Here is a 15,765-nt window from a genome sequence, read left to right on the forward strand (position 1 = left end):
AGGCCCCTGTCGGCCGCCGCGCTGTCGGCTGCCCTCCGGGCTCTCCGGGGTCGGCTCCGCCGTCCCCGGAATCTCCGCCGCCGCGCCTTGCGCGGCACCCGTGCCGCACCTCCCGACCCCGCCCGCGCGCGACCGGCGAGCGAGAGGGCAGGGGCAGGCGAGATGGCGAGCGTCTCCGTCGACGAGGCGATGCGTCGCGCGATCGCGCTGGCCGCCCGCGGCCTCGGCACCACCAGCCCCAACCCGGTCGTCGGCTGCGTCCTGCTCGACCCGGACGGCGAGGTCGTCGGGGAGGGCTTCCACGCGTACGCCGGCGGCCCGCACGCCGAGATCGTCGCGCTCGCCCAGGCCGGCCGGCGCGCCCGCGGCGGCACCGCCGTGGTCACCCTGGAGCCCTGCGACCACACCGGCCGCACCGGCCCCTGCAGCCACGCGCTCATCGCCGCCGGGGTCGCCCACGTGGTGATCGCCGTCGGGGACCCGAACCCGGTCGCCTCCGGCGGCGCGGCCACCCTGCGCGCCGCCGGGATCCAGGTCACCACCGGGGTACGCGAGGCCGAGGCCGAGGCCGGCAACGTCGCCTGGCTCACCTCGATGCGTCGCGGCTGGCCGTACCTGATCTGGAAGTACGCCGCCACCCTCGACGGGCGCTCCGCCGCCGCCGACGGCAGCAGCATGTGGATCACCTCCGAGGCGGCCCGGATGGACGTGCACGCGCTGCGCGGCACCGTCGACGCGGTCATCGCCGGGGTGGGCACCGTGCTCGCCGACGACCCGAGGCTCACCGCCCGCAACCTGCGCGACGGCACCCTGGCCATCCGGCAGCCGCTGCGGGTGGTGGTGGACAGCTCGGGGCGTACCCCGGCCGACGCCCGGGTCCGCGACGGCGCGGCGCGCACCTGGATCGCCACCGCCGCGGAGGTCGGCGCCGGCCCGGACGGCCGGGTCGACCTGCCGGCGCTGCTCGCCGAGCTGCACCACCGCGGCGTGCGCGCCGCGTTGCTGGAGGGCGGCCCCCGGCTGGCCGGCGCGTTCCTCGCCGCCGGTCTCGTCGACAAGGTCGTCGGGTACGTCGCGCCGAAGCTGCTCGGCGCCGGCCTCGCCGCGCTGCGCGACGCGGGCGTGACGACCATCGCCGACGCCATCGAACTGGAACTCACCGACGTTACGCAGGTCGGTCCCGACCTGCGGATCACCGCGCTGCCCCGGAAGAGGGAGGCCTAGATGTTCACCGGCATCGTCGAGGAGCTGGGCGAGGTCGTCCGGACCACGGAGACCGGCACCGACTCCGCGCTGCTCGCCATCCGTGGCCCGCTGGTCACCTCCGACGCCCGACACGGCGACTCGATCGCGGTCAACGGCGTCTGTCTGACCGTGGTCGACGTCGACGGGGGCGTCTTCACCGCCGACGTGATGGGGGAGACCCTGCGCCGCACCGCGCTGGGCGCGCTGCGCCCCGGGGCCCCGGTCAACCTGGAGCGCGCCGCCGCGGTGAACAGCCGCCTCGGCGGGCACATCGTGCAGGGGCACGTCGACGGGGTCGGCGAGCTGCTCTCCCGGGAACCGGCCGCGCAGTGGGAGACGCTGCGCTTCCGGCTGCCCGACCCGCTCGCCCGGTACGTGGTGGAGAAGGGCTCGATCACCGTCGACGGCGTCTCGCTGACCGTCGCCGAGGTGGGCGACGACTGGTTCGCCGTCGGGCTGATCCCCACCACCCTGAAGCTGACCACGCTGGGCGTGCGCCAGGCCGGTGACCCGGTCAACCTGGAGGTCGACGTGCTGGCCAAGTACGTCGAGCGGCTGCTCGGCGCCCGCGCCGGCGGGGGTGAGCGCTGATGGGCCCGCTCGGCTGGCTGCTCGACGCCCAGGTCCAGGTGGCCGGCTCGCCGATGCTGGTCCGGGAGATCGTCGGCAACGTCTTCGGTCTCGCCTCCGCGCTGCTCGGGCTGCGCCGGCTGGTCTGGGCCTGGCCGGTCGGCATGATCGGCAACGCGCTGCTGTTCACCGTCTTCCTCGGTGGCGTCTTCGCCACCCCGCAGCAGCACGACCTCTACGGCCAGGCCGGCCGGCAGGTCTTCTTCTTCGCGGTCAGCGTCTACGGCTGGTGGCGCTGGTCGCGCAACCGCCGCCTGGACGGCGGGGAGCGGCCGGCGGTCGTGCCGCGCTGGGCCACCTGGCGGGAGCGGGCCGCCCTGCTCGTCGTCGCCGTGGTCGGCACCGCCGCCGTGGTGCCGGTGCTCGCCGCGCTCGGCTCGTGGGGGCCGCTGCCGGACGCCTGGATCCTGGTCGGCAGCCTGCTCGCCACGTACGGCATGGCCCGCGGCTGGGTGGAGTTCTGGCTGATCTGGATCGCCGTCGACGCGGTCGGCGTACCGCTGCTGCTCGACGGCGGGTTCTATCCGTCGGCCGCCATGTACCTGGTCTACGGCGGCTTCTGCGTCGCCGGCCTGGCCGCCTGGTGGCGCACCTCCCGGGCCACCCCGCCCACCCGCACCCCGATCCCGCCGACGTACTCGGAGGCAGTGGCATGACCACCTTTGGTTCCATCGCGCAGGCGGTGGCGGACATCGCCGCCGGCCGGCCGGTCGTCGTGGTCGACGACGAGGACCGCGAGAACGAGGGCGACCTGATCTTCGCGGCCGAGCTGGCCACCCCGGAGCTGGTCGCGTTCATGGTCCGGCACACCTCCGGCTACATCTGCGTGCCGCTCACCGAGAGCGAGTGCGACCGGCTGGACCTGCCGCCCATGCACCACACCAACCAGGACCGGCGGGGCACCGCGTACACGGTGACCGTGGACGCCCGGGAGGGCGTCAGCACGGGGATCTCGGCGGCCGACCGGTCGCACACCATCCGGCTGCTCGCCGACGCCGGCACCGACCCGACCGACCTGTCCCGCCCCGGGCACGTGGTGCCGCTGCGGGCCCGCGAGGGCGGCGTGCTGCGCCGGCCCGGGCACACCGAGGCGGCCGTCGACCTGACCCGGCTGGCCGGGCTGCGTCCCGCCGGGGTGCTCTGCGAGCTGGTCAACGACGACGGCACCATGATGCGCCTGCCCGACCTGGAGAAGTTCTGCGCCGAGCACGGGCTGACCCTGGTCACCATCGCCGACCTGATCGCCCACCGGCGGCGCACCGAGAAGCAGGTGGAACAGGTCGCCGAGGCGCGGATGCCCACCCCGTACGGGGTGTTCCGGGCGCTGGGCTACCGCAGCGAACACGACTCGGCCGAGCACGTCGCGCTGGTCTTCGGCGACCTCGGCGACGGGCGTGACGTGCTGGTCCGGGTGCACTCCGAGTGCCTCACCGGGGACGTCTTCGGCTCGCTGCGCTGCGACTGCGGCCCGCAGTTGCAGGCCGCGCTGGCCCGGGTGGCGCAGGAGGGGCGTGGGGTGGTGCTCTACGTGCGCGGGCACGAGGGACGCGGCATCGGCCTGCTGCACAAGCTGCAGGCGTACCAGCTCCAGGACCAGGGCCGCGACACCGTGGACGCGAACCTCGACCTGGGCCTGCCGGCCGACGCGCGTGACTACGGCACCGGTGCGCAGATCCTGTACGACCTCGGCGTCCGCTCGATGCGGCTGCTGACCAACAACCCCGCCAAGCGGGCCGGCCTGGAGGGCTACGGCCTCACCGTGAGCGGTCGTGAGGGGCTGCCCATCCGGTCGAACCCGGAGAACGTGCGGTACCTGCGCACCAAGCGGGACCGGATGGGGCACCTGCTGGAGGGCCTGGACGAGGTGACCGAGGCGCCGATGGGCCGCCCGGTCGCCGGCGACGAGATCGGAGCGTAGACATGGCGGGTTTCGGGGAGCCGGGCGTCACCACGGTGGACGCCGCCGGGCTGACCGTCGGCATCGTGGCGGCACGCTGGCACGGGGACCTCACCGACCACATGGTCGACCGGGCGGTCGCCGCCACCGAGGCGTGCGGCGCGCGCGCCGTGGTGGCCCGGGTGGCCGGCTCGGTGGAGCTGCCCGTGGTGGCCCAGGCGATGGCCCGCCGCTACGACGTGGTCGTCGCGCTGGGCGTGGTGGTGCGGGGCGCGACCGCGCACTTCGACTACGTCTGCCAGTCGGTGACCGAGGGGCTGACCCGGGTCGCCCTGGACGAGGGGAAGCCGGTGGCGCACGGGGTGCTCACGGTGGAGACCATCGAGCAGGCCCGGGACCGGGCCGGGCTGCCCGGTTCGGCGGAGGACAAGGGCTGGGCGGCCACCGTCGCGGCGCTGGACGCCGCCCTGGCCGTCCGCGGCCTGGACGCCACCAACGCCCACCGGGTCGGCTTCGCCTGACCGTCGCGACCCGCCATCGTGAGGAAGGCGACGTGGGTGGACCCGGTGGGCGTGGTCACCCGGGGCGGCTGGAAGAATCGCCTTCCGTGAAGACGTTCGAGGAGTTGTTCGCCGAGCTGCAGGCCAAGGCCGCCGCCGGCACCCCGGGCTCGGGCACGGTCGACGCGCTCGCCAAGGGGGTGCACTTCATCGGCAAGAAGGTCGTCGAGGAGGCGGCCGAGTCGTGGATGGCCGCCGAGCACGAGGGCCCGGAGCGGGCCGCCGAGGAGATCTCGCAGCTGCTCTACCAGGCCCAGGTGCTGATGCTCGCCACCGGTCTCGAACTGAAGGACGTCTACCGACATCTGTGAGTGCCCCGTCCGCTGATCAGCCCGATCGATCGAAGGAGCACTCCCGTGCTGCGTGTCGCCGTACCGAACAAGGGCGCGCTGGCCGAGTCGGCCGCCCAGATGCTGCGTGAGGCGGGCTACCGCCAGCGCACCGACCCGAAGGACCTCGTCTGCCGCGACGAGGCCAACGACATCGAGTTCTTCTACCTGCGCCCCAAGGACATCGCCACCTACGTCGGCTCGGGCGACCTGGACGTCGGCATCACCGGCCGCGACCTGCTGGTCGACTCCGGCGCCCCGGCCGAGGAGATCGTCGACCTGAACTTCGCCCGGGCCACCTTCCGGTTCGCCGCCCGCCCCGACGACGTCGCCTCGGTGCAGCAGCTCGGCGGGCACCGGATCGCCACCTCGTACCCGGGCCTGGTCGAGCGGCACCTGGCCGAGCTGGGGGTCAAGGCCGAGGTGATCCGCCTGGACGGCGCGGTGGAGAACGCCATCCGGCTCGGCGTGGCCGACGTGGTCGCCGACGTGGTGGAGACCGGCGCCACGCTGCGCCAGGCCGGCCTGGTGGTCTTCGGTGAGCCGTTGCTGCGCTCCTCCGCGGTGCTGGTCCGCCGGGTCGGCGCGCCGGGCTGCGCCCAGTCCGAGCAGCTGCTGCGCCGGCTGCACGGCGTGCTGGTCGCCCGCCGCTACGTGATGCTCGCCTACGACGTGCCGGCCGGCCTGCTCGACCGGGCCAGCTCGCTGACCCCCGGCATCGAGTCGCCGACCGTCTCCCCGCTGCACCGCGAGGGCTGGGTCGCGGTGCAGGCGATGGTCCTCAGCGACGACGTGCACCGGATCATGGACGAGCTGTACGACCTGGGCGCCCGGGCCATCCTGGTGACGAACATCCACGCCTGCCGGCTGTGAGGCCGCTGCCCGTCCCGGCCGCCCTGTCCCTGGTCGTCCTGGGTGGGGCGGCCTCGGCCGGGCAGGGACTGGTCAACGCGGAGCTGGGCGAGCGGGCCGGCAACCCGGTGCTCGGCGCGGTGGTCAACAACGCCGGCGGCACCCTGCTGATCCTCGTCGGGCTGCTGGCCGTGCCCTCCATGCGCGCCGGGCTGGGCGCGCTGCGCCGCGGCGGGCTGCCCTGGTGGGCGTACCTGGGCGGGCTGGGCGGCGCGGCGATCGTGGTGGTCGCCGCGTACGTCGTACCCGTGCTCGGGGTGGCCGTGTTCACCATCGCCCAGGTCGCCGGGGGCAGCCTCGGCGGGCTGGGGGTGGACCGGGCCGGGCTGGGCCCGCTCGGTCGGCTGCCGCTCACCGTGCCCCGGGTGGCCGGGGCGCTGCTCGGCGTGGCGGCGGTCACGCTGGCACAGCTCGGCCGGCCGGTCGGCGACCTGGCGGTGGGACTGGTCCTGCTGGCGGTCGCGGGTGGTCTGGCGGTGGCGGTGCAGTCCGCGCTGAACGGCCGGGTGGCCGAGGCGGGCAGCCCGGCGGCGAGCCTCGCGGTCAACTTCGCCACCAGCACCCCGGTGGTGCTGTTGGTCGCCGCGCTGGCCGGGGCGTTCGCGGACCGGCCGAGCTGGCCGGACGACTGGTACCTCTACACCGGCGGCCTGCTCGGGGTGGGCATCGTCACCGCGCTGCTGGTCGGGGTGCGCGCGGTCGGGGTGCTGCGTACCGGGCTGGCGCTGGTCGCCGGCCAGCTGGGCGGGGCACTGCTGCTGGACGTGCTGACGCCGGGCGGCGCGGGGCTGCGCTGGCCGGTGCTGGCCGGCGCCGCGTTGACCGGGCTCGCCGTGGTCGTCGCCGGCCGCGGTGCCCGGCCGGCACCGGGGGCACCGGGCGCGGCGGGTCGCGTGGCGGCCGAACACGCGCCCGGGCCGGGTGGCAGACTGGTCGGGTGAGCGATTCCGTGGTGACCGTGCGACCGCGCCGGATCCGGGTGGTCTGCTGGCTGTCCGCGGCCGCCCTCGTGGTGGTGTTCAGCCTGGTCGCGACCTCGCTGACCGGGCGGACCGGGGACGGCTACGGCACCTTCCAGCGGGGTGACCAGCTGGCCATGGTGGGGCTGGGCGTCTTCGGGGCGCTCGGCATCCTGCTGTTCACCCGGCCCCGGGTGGTGGCCGACGCCCGCGGTGTCCGGGTCCGCAACGTGCTCGGCTCGTACGAGCTGCCCTGGGAGGTGGTCCGCGGGGTCCGCTTCGACCGGGGCGCGCCGTGGGCCAGCCTGGAACTGCACGACGACGACCTGCTGCCGATGGTGGCCCTGCAGGCCGCCGACAAGGAGCTGGCCGTGGAGGGGGTGCGGGCGTTGCGCCGGCTGCACCAGGCCCACCTGGCCGCGCTCGCCGGCGACCCCGCCACCCCGCGCTGAGCGCCCGCCACCGCGCGCGGAGCGCCACCGGCCGGTCCGGTTTGGGGTGGACCGGGGCCGGGGTGTAGTGTTGCGGAGTCGACCAGACTGCCCCCGTTCCTGACGTGCGGGCGGTCGGAGAAGCGGAGCGCCTGCTCCCACCCGAGTCGCCCCCGTAGGTGGCCGGGTCCGGTTCACGGTTCCGGGCACGTCCCGGTTCCGGATGCGCGATCATTGTGATCGTGCTGGCCGGTCGAGTGGGCCCTGGCATGCGCCGGGGCCTTCTGCTTTCCGGGTCGCTCCCGCCCGGGAGCCCACGGAGTCGGCACCGTAGGAGACTCGACTCGAGGAGGCCCCATCAGCGTCGAACCACGCGTGAACGAGCAGATCCGGGCACGTGAGGTCCGACTGGTCGGCCCTGAGGGTGAGCAGGTGGGCATCGTCCCGCTGGAGCGCGCCCTGCAGCTGGCCGCGGACGTCGACCTGGACCTGGTCGAGGTTGCGCCGATGGCGCGCCCGCCGGTGTGCAAGCTCATGGACTTCGGCAAGTTCAAGTACGAGAGCGCACTGAAGGCGCGCGAAGCGCGGCGTAACCAGCAGCAGACCGTCATCAAGGAGATGAAGCTCCGGCCGAAGATCGACCCGCACGACTACGAGACCAAGAAGGGTCACGTGGTGCGGTTCCTCAAGGCGGGGGACAAGGTCAAGGTGACGATCATGTTCCGCGGTCGCGAGCAGAGCCGCCCGGAGCTGGGTTACCGGCTCCTGCGCCGGCTCGAGTCCGAGATCACGGACCTGGGATACGTCGAGGCCGCTCCGAAGCAGGACGGCCGAAACATGATCATGGTTCTCGCCCCGCACCGGGCCGTCAAGGCCTCCGCGGTCGCCGCCACGGCGTCCCGTGGTGGACCGCGTGACCGGGCCGCGGAGGAGTCCGCCGCTCCGGCTGCCGGTGCGACCGCGGCGACCGGTGAGACCGCAGCAGCCGGCGAGGCCGGCACGACCGCTGACACCAGCGGCCAGTAACAGGGAGAAGACGTTCCAATGCCGAAGATGAAGCCCCACTCGGGCATGGGCAAGCGGGTCAAGATGACCGGCAAGGGCAAGATCGTGTCCGAGCAGGCCGGCAAGCGCCACCTGCTGGAGGGCAAGGCCTCCACCCGTACCCGGCGGCTGACCGGCACGGTCGAGCTGGCCAAGGCTGAAACCAAGCGCATCAAGAAGCTGCTCGGCCGCTGACGCGCGCCACCTGAACCGAAGAAGGAGTTGAGATGGCACGCGTCAAGCGGGCTGTGAACGCCCAGAAGAAGCGTCGTACCCTGCTGGAGACCGCGAGCGGTTACCGCGGTCAGCGCTCCCGCCTGTACCGCAAGGCCAAGGAGCAGGTGCTGCACTCGATGCAGTACTCCTACCGGGACCGTCGTGACCGCAAGGGCGACTTCCGGCAGCTCTGGATCCAGCGGATCAACGCCGGCGCCCGGGCCAACGGCCTGACCTACAACCGGCTGATCCAGGGCCTGCGCCTGGCCGGCATCGAGGTCGACCGCAAGATCCTGGCCGACCTGGCCGTCAACGACGCCGCGGCGTTCGCCGCGATCGTCGAGCTGGCCCGCGCCGCCGTGGCGGCCGAGGGCACCGGTGGCGCCGCGGCCCAGGCCGCCTGACCCACCCGCACCAGCAGATCGAGGCGTCTCCCATGCAGTCACCATCGCCCGGGAGGCGCCTCGACGCTGTCTCCGGCCCGTTCACCCCGCGTACCCCGAGGATCGTCGCGGCCCGCCGGTTGCAGCGCCGCCGGGACCGCGAGAGCACCGGCCGGTTCCTCGCCGAGGGACCGCAGGCCGTCCGCGAGGCGCTCGCCCGCACCGGCACCGTGGTCGAGCTGTTCGGCACCCCGGCCGCCCTCGACCGGTACCCGGAGCTGGCCGCCGCGGCCGCCCGGGCCGACGTGCCGGTCTCCGAGGTCACCGACGAGGCGCTCGCCGCGCTCACCGAGACGGTCGCCCCGCAGGGGCTGGTCGCGGTCTGCCGGCACCTCGACGTACCTCTGGCCCAGGCCCTGGCGGGCGGTCCGCGACTGGTCGCGGTGCTCGCCGGGATCCGCGACCCGGGCAACGCCGGCACCGTGCTGCGCACCGCCGACGCGGCCGGCGCGGGCGCGGTCGTGCTCGCCGGCGAGGCGGTCGACCCGTACAACGGCAAGTGCGTGCGGGCCTCCGCCGGCAGCCTCTTCCACGTCGACGTGGTCCGCGCGGCCGACCCGCTCGCCGCCGTCGCGGAGCTGCGGGCCGCCGGCCTCACGGTCTTCGCCACCACCGGGTACGGCGACAGCGACCTCGACGACCTCGCCGACGCCGGCCGGCTCGCCGCCCCGACCGCCTGGCTCTTCGGCTCCGAGGCGCACGGCCTGCCCGACGAGCTGACCGCGGCGGCCGACGCCCGGGTCCGGGTGCCGCTGCACGGGCGGGCCGAGAGCCTGAACCTGGCTGCGGCCGCGGCCGTCTGCCTGTACGCTTCGGCGAGAGCGCTGCGTCGACCCCCGGTCGCGCAGCCCGGACCAGGGGAGTCGTCCACGTCATGAACGCGTCTCGGCGTTCGTTTAGCCAGCCCGCCGGTGTCGGCGGGCGGCGGGCCTGACCCTTCCCCCTGCGAAACTCCCACACCGGCGGGCTGCGGCGAAGCCGCGCGTCCGTAGACTCGTCTGGCCGCCCGCGAGGGCCGGCACCGCCGTGAGGGAGTGCCCGTTCACCATGAGCTACCGCAACGATCCGTACGACCCGAAGCAGGTCGCCCTGCTCGACCCGGACGCCCTGGCCGGGGCCGTGGCCGACGCCGAGAAGGCGTTCGCCGCCGCCACCGACCCGGACGCGCTGACCGCGCTGCGCCCGGCGCACCTGGGTGACCGCGCCCCGGTCTCGCTGGCCCGCCGGGAGATCGGCGCGCTGCCGCCGGCCGCCAAGTCCGACGCCGGCAAGCGGGTCAACGAGGCCCGCCGCGCCATCGAGACCGCGTACGCGGCCCGGCAGGAGACCCTGGATCGGGAGCAGGCCGAGCGGGTGCTGGTCGAGGAGCGGGTCGACGTGACCCTGCCGTACGACCGCCGGCCGCGGGGCGCGCGCCACCCGCTGAGCGTCCTGATGGAGCAGATCAGTGACCTGTTCATCGGGATGGGCTACGAGGTGGCCGAGGGTCCCGAGGTCGAGCTGGAGTGGACCAACTTCGACGCGCTGAACATCCCCGCCGACCACCCGGCACGCGGGCTGATGGACACCTTCCACATCGCCCCGGAGGGTTCGGGACTCGTTCTCCGTACGCACACCTCGCCGGTGCAGGCGCGCACCATGCTCACCCGCAAGCCGCCCATCTACGTGGTGGTGCCCGGCCGGGTGTACCGCACCGACGAGCTGGACGCCACCCACGCGCCGGTCTTCCACCAGGTCGAGGGCCTGGTGGTGGACAAGGGCATCACCATGGCGCACCTGCGCGGCACGCTGGACCACTTCGCCCGGGCCATGTTCGGCGAGGGCGCGAAGACCCGGTTCCGGCCGCACTACTTCCCGTTCACCGAGCCGTCGGCCGAGTTCGACGTCTGGTTCCCGGAGCACCGGGACGGCCCGCAGTGGGTCGAGTGGGGCGGCTGCGGCATGGTCAACCCGCGGGTGCTGCGCGCCTGCGGAATCGACCCGGAGGTCTACTCCGGATTCGCGTTCGGCATGGGCATCGACCGGACGGTGATGTTCCGGCACGGGGTCAGCGACATGCGGGACCTGGCCGAGGGGGACGTGCGGTTCACCCGCGCGTTCGGGGCCTGACGGCGCGGCACGAGTAACGGAGACGGTGGTCTAACAGTCATGCGAGTTTCTGTCAGTTGGTTGCGCGAGTACGTCGACCTCCCCGCCGACCTGCCCGCCGGCGACCTGGAGCGGGCGCTGGTCGACCTCGGCATCGAGGTCGAGTCCCTGGTGGACCTGCGGGAGACGGTCACCGGCCCGTTGGTGGTCGGTGAGGTCCTTCAGATCGAGGAGCTGACCGGCTTCAAGAAGCCGATCCGGTTCTGCCGGGTGGACGTCGGTGCCGCGAACGGCACCGGTGAGCCGCAGGAGATCGTCTGCGGGGCGCGCAACTTCGCCCCCGGCGACAAGGTCGTGGTGATCCTCCCGGGCGGTGTGCTGCCCGGCAACTTCGCCATCGGCGCGCGCAAGACGTACGGGCGCAACTCCCACGGCATGATCTGCTCCGCCACGGAGCTGGGCCTCGGCGACGACCACTCGGGCATCATCGTGCTGCCCGAGGACACCCCCGCCAAGCCCGGCGACGACGCCCGACCGGTGGTCGGCCTCGACGACGTCGTGGTCGAGATGGAGATCACCCCGGACCGGGGCTACGCGCTCAGCGTGCGCGGCATCGCCCGGGAGCTGTCGCTCGCCCTCGGGGTGCCGTTCCGCGACCCGGCGGCGGTCGACGCGCCCGGTGGCACCGCCGAGCCGGCGTACCCGGTCGAGGTGCGGGACACGGTCGGCTGCGACCGGTTCGCCGCCCGGCTGGTCCGGGGCGTCGACCCGACCGCACAGACCCCCGGCTGGATGGCGCAGCGGCTCACCGTGGCCGGCATCCGCAGCATCTCGCTGCCGGTCGACATCACCAACTACCTGATGCTCGAACTCGGCCAGCCGATGCACGCCTTCGACGCCGACCGGATCAGTGGCCCGCTGGTGGTCCGCCGGGCCGAGCCGGGCGAGAAGCTGACCACCCTGGACGGGGTGACCCGGACCCTGGTCGCCGAGGACCTGGTGATCTGCGACGACACCGGCCCGGTGTCGCTGGCGGCGGTGATGGGCGGCGAGACCAGCGAGGTGGTCGCCGGCACCACGAACGTGCTCTTCGAGGCGGCGCACTGGGACCCGGCGATGGTCGGCCGCACCGCCCGCCGGCACAAGCTGTTCAGCGAGGCGGCCAAGCGCTGGGAGCGGGGCGTCGACCCGACCCTCGCGCTGGTCGCGATCGAGAAGGCGGTCCGGCTGCTCACCGAGCACGCCGGTGGCACCGCCGGCGCGGAGATCCTCGACCTGGACCACGTGCGCCCGCGTACCCCGATCGCCCTGCCGGCGGACCTGCCGTCGCGGCGGGTCGGGGTGGCCTACCCGCCGGAGCGGGTGGTCGAGCTGCTGGAGCAGGTCGGCTGCGCGGTCACCCGGGGCGCCGACCGGCTCGGCGAGGACCCGGGCGAGGCCGGGGTGCCCGCCAGCGGTGGCGCGCCGGTGCTTACCGTGACCCCGCCGAGCTGGCGGCCCGACCTGACCGACCCGGCCGACCTGGTCGAGGAGGTGGTCCGCCTCGACGGGTACGACCGTGTGCCCTCGGTGCTGCCCACCGCCCCGGCCGGCCGGGGCCTGACCGGGCAGCAGCAGCGCCGCCGGGCGGTCGCCCGCTCGCTCGCCGAGCGCGGCTACGTCGAGGTCCTCGCCCAGCCGTTCGTCTCCCCGGAGCTGCCCGACCAGCTCGGCCTGCCGGCCGACGACCCGCGCCGGGCCGCGGTGCGGCTGGCCAACCCGCTGTCCGAGGAGGAGCCGCTGCTGCGCACCACGCTGCTCGGCCCGCTGCTCGGCATCGTCCGGCGCAACATCGGCCGCGGCCAGCGTGACGTGGCGATCTACGAGATCGGCGCGGTCTTCCACCCGCGTCCGGGGGCCGGCGCGCCGCCGGCGATGGGCGTCGACCGGCGACCCACCGACGCCGAGTTCGCCGCCGCCGACGCGGTCGTGCCCGACCAGCCGCGGCACGTCGCGGTGGCGCTCGCCGGCGAGATCGAGCCGGCCGGCTGGTGGGGCGCGGGCCGCCCGGCCGGCTGGGCGGACGCCGTCGAGGCCGGCCGGGCCGTCCTGGCCGCCGCCGGCATCCCGGCCGACCGGGTCACCGTGCGGTCCGCCGAGCGGGCCCCGTGGCACCCCGGCCGCTGCGCCGAGCTGCTGGTCGACGACACCGTCGTCGGGTACGCGGGCGAACTGCACCCGGCCGTGGTGGCGAGCCTGGAACTGCCCCGCCGCACCAGCGCGGCGGAGCTGAACCTGGACGCGCTGCCCGCCGCGCCGATGGTGACCGGCCCGACCATCTCCACCTTCCCGCCCGCGCTGATCGACGTGGCGCTGGTGGTGGACGAGCAGGTGCCGGCCGCCGAGGTGGAGCGGGCCCTGGTCGCGGGGGCCGGCGAGCTGCTGGAGGCGGTCCGGCTCTTCGACGTGTACGCCTCCGCGCAGCTCGGCGCGGGCCGCCGGTCGCTGGCGTACAAGCTGACCTTCCGGGCCCCGGACCGGACGCTCACCGTCGAGGAGGCGGTGGCCGCCCGGGACGCCGCGGTGGCCGAGGCCGCCCGCCGCTGCGGCGCCACCCTGCGCGGCGCCTGACCGGCACGAGGTACGCGGCCGACGGCCCGGCGGGTTCTCCCGCCGGGCCGTCGCCGTATCAGGCCGTGTACGGCAGGGTGAGCTGCGACTGGTCGCCGACGGCGAGGCCGGTCGGGGCGGCCCCGATGGCGTTCCAGACCTCCACCTGCACCGTGCCGCCCCGCAGGTCACCGAGGCTGCCGGTGGCCGCCGCCAACCCCTGGCCGGCGGTGTAGGTCTCCCAGCCGGCGACCGGGTCGGTGGCGTAGTAGTGGTAGGTCTCCACCCGGTCGAAGCTGCCGTCCCCGGTCAGGTCGTAGGAGACCCGGACCTGGGTGCCGTTGCCGACCGCGGTGCCGGCGTCGAGGAGCAGGCGGAACGCGGTGGCGCCGCCGGTGTACCGCGCGGTCAGGTTGGTCGCCCGGTAGACCCGTGGCGTGTGCGGGGTGCCCACCCAGGTGCCGTCGGCCGCCGTGATCGTGGCCCGGGCGGTGCCCGCCGGGCGCTGCCAGAGCAGGTTCGGCTCCTCCAGGTAGAGCTGCGGGCCGAACGGGCTCATCGTCGGGTCGGGGGACGGGCCGGCGGTCGGCGACACCGAGGTGCCGGGGCTCGGCGGCGGCGGGGTGCCGCCGCTGTACGGCAGGATGACGGCCGAGCCGTTGCCGACGCCGAGGCTGGTCGCGGTGGCCCCGATGGCGTTCCAGACCTCGACCCGTACGGTGCCGTTGCGCAGGTCGCCGAGGGTGCCGGTGACGGCGGTCAGGCCCTGCGTCTGGCGGTAGTGCTCCGCTCCGGTGACCGGGTCGGTGGCGAAGTACCGGTAGGTCTCCACCCGGTCGACGGTGCCGTCGCCGGTCAGGTCGTACGAGATCCGCACCTGGACCCCGTCGCCGGCCGCGGTGCCGGCGTCGACCAGCAGGTCGAAGGTGGTGGTCCCGCCGGTGTACCGGCCGTCGAGACCGCAGGCGGTGAAGACCTTGGCGTTGGTCGGGGTGCCGTCGTGGTTGCCGCCGGCCGCCGGCAGCGACACGCTGGTGGCCGGGCGGGGCAGGAAGGTCAGCGAGCCGTCGGCCTGGAGCAGCCGGCTCATGGCGCCGCTGCCGTCGTCGCAGGCCGACGGAGGGGTGGTGGTCCCGCTCGGCGACGGGCCGGCGCCGGTCGGGGTGGGGCTCGGCGGCGGATCGGTGGGGCCGCCGCCCGGACCGAACGCGCTCAGGTCGATGCCGGCGGCGCGCGGGTCGCCGTCGTGCACCAGCGACTCCTGGTCCTGCACGTCGTCGAAGGCGAACCCGTACGCCTTCCCGTCGACCATGTTGGCGTGCACGATCCGGGAGTAGTGGTTGGTCAGGGTGCCCTGGTAGAAGTCGGCCGGCCCGCCGGAGGGCTGCACGTCCCGGCTGGCCAGGGTGGTGCGGTGCAGCGCGGCGCACAGGGTGCGGGCGATCGGCCCGACCACCAGGTCGTTGGGGGCGGCGAGCGCCCCGTCGCAGTCCCACACGTCGGAGCTGGACGGCCTGCCGAACGAGGCGACCCGCTGGCCGGAGCCGTCGGTGAAGGTCATGGTGTCGCCGCTGGTCCGGCCGAAGTACTTCACGTCGGGCTGCTCCAGGAAGGGCGCCACGGTGAGCGTCCTCGTGGCGTACGTCTGCCAGGCCGAGGTGATGTACGGGTCGAGGTAGGTGGCGCTGAACAGGCCGGCGTCGGCGGCCTTGCCGGGGGAGAGCACCCGCAGCACGGTGCCGTCGGCGCGGGTCTGCACCGCGCCGCTCCAGCCGGACTGGGCCCGCACCCCCGCGATGACCTTGTTGCGGCCGTCGTCGACCAGTTGGCCGGTGTGCCGGGTGACGCCGTCCGCGCCGGTCACGCCGACCACGTGCGGGACGGCGAACATGTCCACCTGGGAGCTGTTCAGCCACAGGCCCGAGTCGTTGTAGGTGAACTCGGACCAGTCGAAGAGGATGTCCCGGTTGGGGTCGCCGGCCGCCCAGGGCGCGGGCTGGACCAGGCCGTCGGGGGTGAGGAAGAACGTGAGCTTCTCGCCGAAGGCGAAGTAGACCCGGCCGGAGACGTTGCGGGGCACCTTCAGCACGGTGGCGCCGCCGTTGGCCGGGCCGGGGATGGCCACGTCCGGGGCGGGGGTGGGCGGCAGGCCGCCGGCCGGCCAGGGGGTGAACGCGCCGGCCGCGTCGACGTAGCCGAGCCGGCCGGAGGTCAGGTCGGTGCCGAGCACGTACAGCCAGGTGGCGTCGGCGCGGCCGGTGTGGTTGGTGACGGTGAACGGCAGCAGGTTCGGGCCGGTGGCGCTGGCCAGTGAGGCGGCCGCCACGACCGAGGCGGCCGTGGTCACCACCAGCGCGAGCAGGGCACGCAGGATCTTCGTACGGACAGGCAAGGACGACTCCGGGAGGTGGTGGGGCGGGGC

The 15,765-nt window shown here is 74.6% G+C and carries 16 protein-coding genes; 15 read left to right on the plus strand and 1 reads right to left on the minus strand.

The annotated features are described in order from the left end of the window. Nucleotides 1–162: 162 nt before the first annotated feature. The 15 genes from ribD to pheT all read left to right on the plus strand — a co-directional run bounded on the left by ribD (nt 163) and on the right by pheT (nt 13,364). Nucleotides 163–1,224 carry a bifunctional diaminohydroxyphosphoribosylaminopyrimidine deaminase/5-amino-6-(5-phosphoribosylamino)uracil reductase RibD gene (ribD, locus tag GA0070611_RS02730; protein WP_091656794.1) on the plus strand — a complete coding sequence of 354 codons (1,062 nt, stop codon included), beginning with the start codon at nt 163–165 and terminating at the stop codon, nt 1,222–1,224. Continuing rightward, nucleotides 1,225–1,836, plus strand: a complete 612-nt coding sequence (locus GA0070611_RS02735) for a riboflavin synthase (protein WP_091656797.1) — start codon at nt 1,225–1,227, stop codon at nt 1,834–1,836. Continuing rightward, nucleotides 1,836–2,531, plus strand: coding sequence for a nicotinamide riboside transporter PnuC (gene pnuC, locus GA0070611_RS02740; protein WP_091656800.1), 696 nt, complete (start codon nt 1,836–1,838; stop codon nt 2,529–2,531). Before GA0070611_RS02735 ends, pnuC begins: the two co-directional genes overlap by 1 nt. Beyond that, nucleotides 2,528–3,793, plus strand: coding sequence for a bifunctional 3,4-dihydroxy-2-butanone-4-phosphate synthase/GTP cyclohydrolase II (locus GA0070611_RS02745; protein WP_091656803.1), 1,266 nt, complete (start codon nt 2,528–2,530; stop codon nt 3,791–3,793). Before pnuC ends, GA0070611_RS02745 begins: the two co-directional genes overlap by 4 nt. Before the next feature lie 2 nt (nt 3,794–3,795). After that, nucleotides 3,796–4,293 carry a 6,7-dimethyl-8-ribityllumazine synthase gene (gene ribH, locus GA0070611_RS02750; RefSeq protein WP_091656806.1) on the plus strand — a complete coding sequence of 166 codons (498 nt, stop codon included), beginning with the start codon at nt 3,796–3,798 and terminating at the stop codon, nt 4,291–4,293. An 86-nt stretch (nt 4,294–4,379) separates the two neighbouring features. Continuing rightward, a complete protein-coding gene (locus GA0070611_RS02755) occupies nt 4,380–4,643 on the plus strand; it encodes a phosphoribosyl-ATP diphosphatase (protein ID WP_043324932.1) in 264 nt (87 codons plus the stop codon). A gap of 45 nt (nt 4,644–4,688) precedes the next feature. After that, on the plus strand, nt 4,689–5,534 hold the full coding sequence (hisG, locus tag GA0070611_RS02760) for an ATP phosphoribosyltransferase (protein ID WP_091656809.1): 846 nt from the start codon (nt 4,689–4,691) through the stop codon (nt 5,532–5,534). Further along, the gene (locus GA0070611_RS02765; RefSeq protein ID WP_091656813.1) at nt 5,531–6,514 is read left to right on the plus strand and encodes a DMT family transporter; all 984 of its coding nucleotides are present in this window, start codon (nt 5,531–5,533) and stop codon (nt 6,512–6,514) included. The genes hisG and GA0070611_RS02765 overlap by 4 nt, the downstream gene beginning before the upstream one ends. Continuing rightward, on the plus strand, nt 6,511–6,984 hold the full coding sequence (locus GA0070611_RS02770; RefSeq protein ID WP_197675836.1) for a PH domain-containing protein: 474 nt from the start codon (nt 6,511–6,513) through the stop codon (nt 6,982–6,984). The genes GA0070611_RS02765 and GA0070611_RS02770 overlap by 4 nt, the downstream gene beginning before the upstream one ends. A 354-nt stretch (nt 6,985–7,338) precedes the next feature. Continuing rightward, nucleotides 7,339–7,989, plus strand: a complete 651-nt coding sequence (gene infC / locus GA0070611_RS02775) for a translation initiation factor IF-3 (protein WP_091656817.1) — start codon at nt 7,339–7,341, stop codon at nt 7,987–7,989. An 18-nt stretch (nt 7,990–8,007) separates the two neighbouring features. Then, on the plus strand, nt 8,008–8,202 hold the full coding sequence (gene rpmI, locus GA0070611_RS02780; protein WP_091656822.1) for a 50S ribosomal protein L35: 195 nt from the start codon (nt 8,008–8,010) through the stop codon (nt 8,200–8,202). A gap of 32 nt (nt 8,203–8,234) precedes the next feature. Further along, nucleotides 8,235–8,627, plus strand: a complete 393-nt coding sequence (gene rplT, locus GA0070611_RS02785; RefSeq protein WP_091263835.1) for a 50S ribosomal protein L20 — start codon at nt 8,235–8,237, stop codon at nt 8,625–8,627. 32 nt (nt 8,628–8,659) lie between these two features. Then, nucleotides 8,660–9,544 (plus strand): TrmH family RNA methyltransferase, encoded by an 885-nt coding sequence (locus GA0070611_RS02790; protein WP_091656826.1) that lies wholly within the window; start codon nt 8,660–8,662, stop codon nt 9,542–9,544. Nucleotides 9,545–9,713: 169 nt separating this feature from the next. Further along, nucleotides 9,714–10,775 carry a phenylalanine--tRNA ligase subunit alpha gene (gene pheS / locus GA0070611_RS02795; RefSeq protein WP_091656830.1) on the plus strand — a complete coding sequence of 354 codons (1,062 nt, stop codon included), beginning with the start codon at nt 9,714–9,716 and terminating at the stop codon, nt 10,773–10,775. A 39-nt stretch (nt 10,776–10,814) separates the two neighbouring features. Continuing rightward, nucleotides 10,815–13,364, plus strand: a complete 2,550-nt coding sequence (pheT, locus tag GA0070611_RS02800) for a phenylalanine--tRNA ligase subunit beta (RefSeq protein ID WP_091656835.1) — start codon at nt 10,815–10,817, stop codon at nt 13,362–13,364. Between the two features lie 58 nt (nt 13,365–13,422). Here the strand turns inward: pheT and GA0070611_RS31635 are convergent, their stop codons facing one another. Further along, nucleotides 13,423–15,735 (minus strand): beta-1,3-glucanase family protein, encoded by a 2,313-nt coding sequence (locus GA0070611_RS31635; protein WP_091656839.1) that lies wholly within the window; start codon nt 15,733–15,735, stop codon nt 13,423–13,425. Nucleotides 15,736–15,765: the final 30 nt, after the last annotated feature.

The sequence above is a fragment of the Micromonospora auratinigra genome (assembly GCF_900089595.1).
GTDB classification, from domain to species: Bacteria; Actinomycetota; Actinomycetes; order Mycobacteriales; family Micromonosporaceae; genus Micromonospora; species Micromonospora auratinigra.

Coding starts and splice junctions, on each gene's coding strand:
- GA0070611_RS02735 (WP_091656797.1), top strand. CDS start 1,225: ATGTTCACCGGCATCGTCGAGGAGCTGGGCGAGGTCGTCCGGACCACG.
- pheS (WP_091656830.1), top strand. CDS start 9,714: ATGAGCTACCGCAACGATCCGTACGACCCGAAGCAGGTCGCCCTGCTC.
- GA0070611_RS02790 (WP_091656826.1), top strand. CDS start 8,660: ATGCAGTCACCATCGCCCGGGAGGCGCCTCGACGCTGTCTCCGGCCCG.
- ribH (WP_091656806.1), top strand. CDS start 3,796: ATGGCGGGTTTCGGGGAGCCGGGCGTCACCACGGTGGACGCCGCCGGG.
- pheT (WP_091656835.1), top strand. CDS start 10,815: ATGCGAGTTTCTGTCAGTTGGTTGCGCGAGTACGTCGACCTCCCCGCC.
- GA0070611_RS02745 (WP_091656803.1), top strand. CDS start 2,528: ATGACCACCTTTGGTTCCATCGCGCAGGCGGTGGCGGACATCGCCGCC.
- ribD (WP_091656794.1), top strand. CDS start 163: ATGGCGAGCGTCTCCGTCGACGAGGCGATGCGTCGCGCGATCGCGCTG.
- rpmI (WP_091656822.1), top strand. CDS start 8,008: ATGCCGAAGATGAAGCCCCACTCGGGCATGGGCAAGCGGGTCAAGATG.
- pnuC (WP_091656800.1), top strand. CDS start 1,836: ATGGGCCCGCTCGGCTGGCTGCTCGACGCCCAGGTCCAGGTGGCCGGC.
- rplT (WP_091263835.1), top strand. CDS start 8,235: ATGGCACGCGTCAAGCGGGCTGTGAACGCCCAGAAGAAGCGTCGTACC.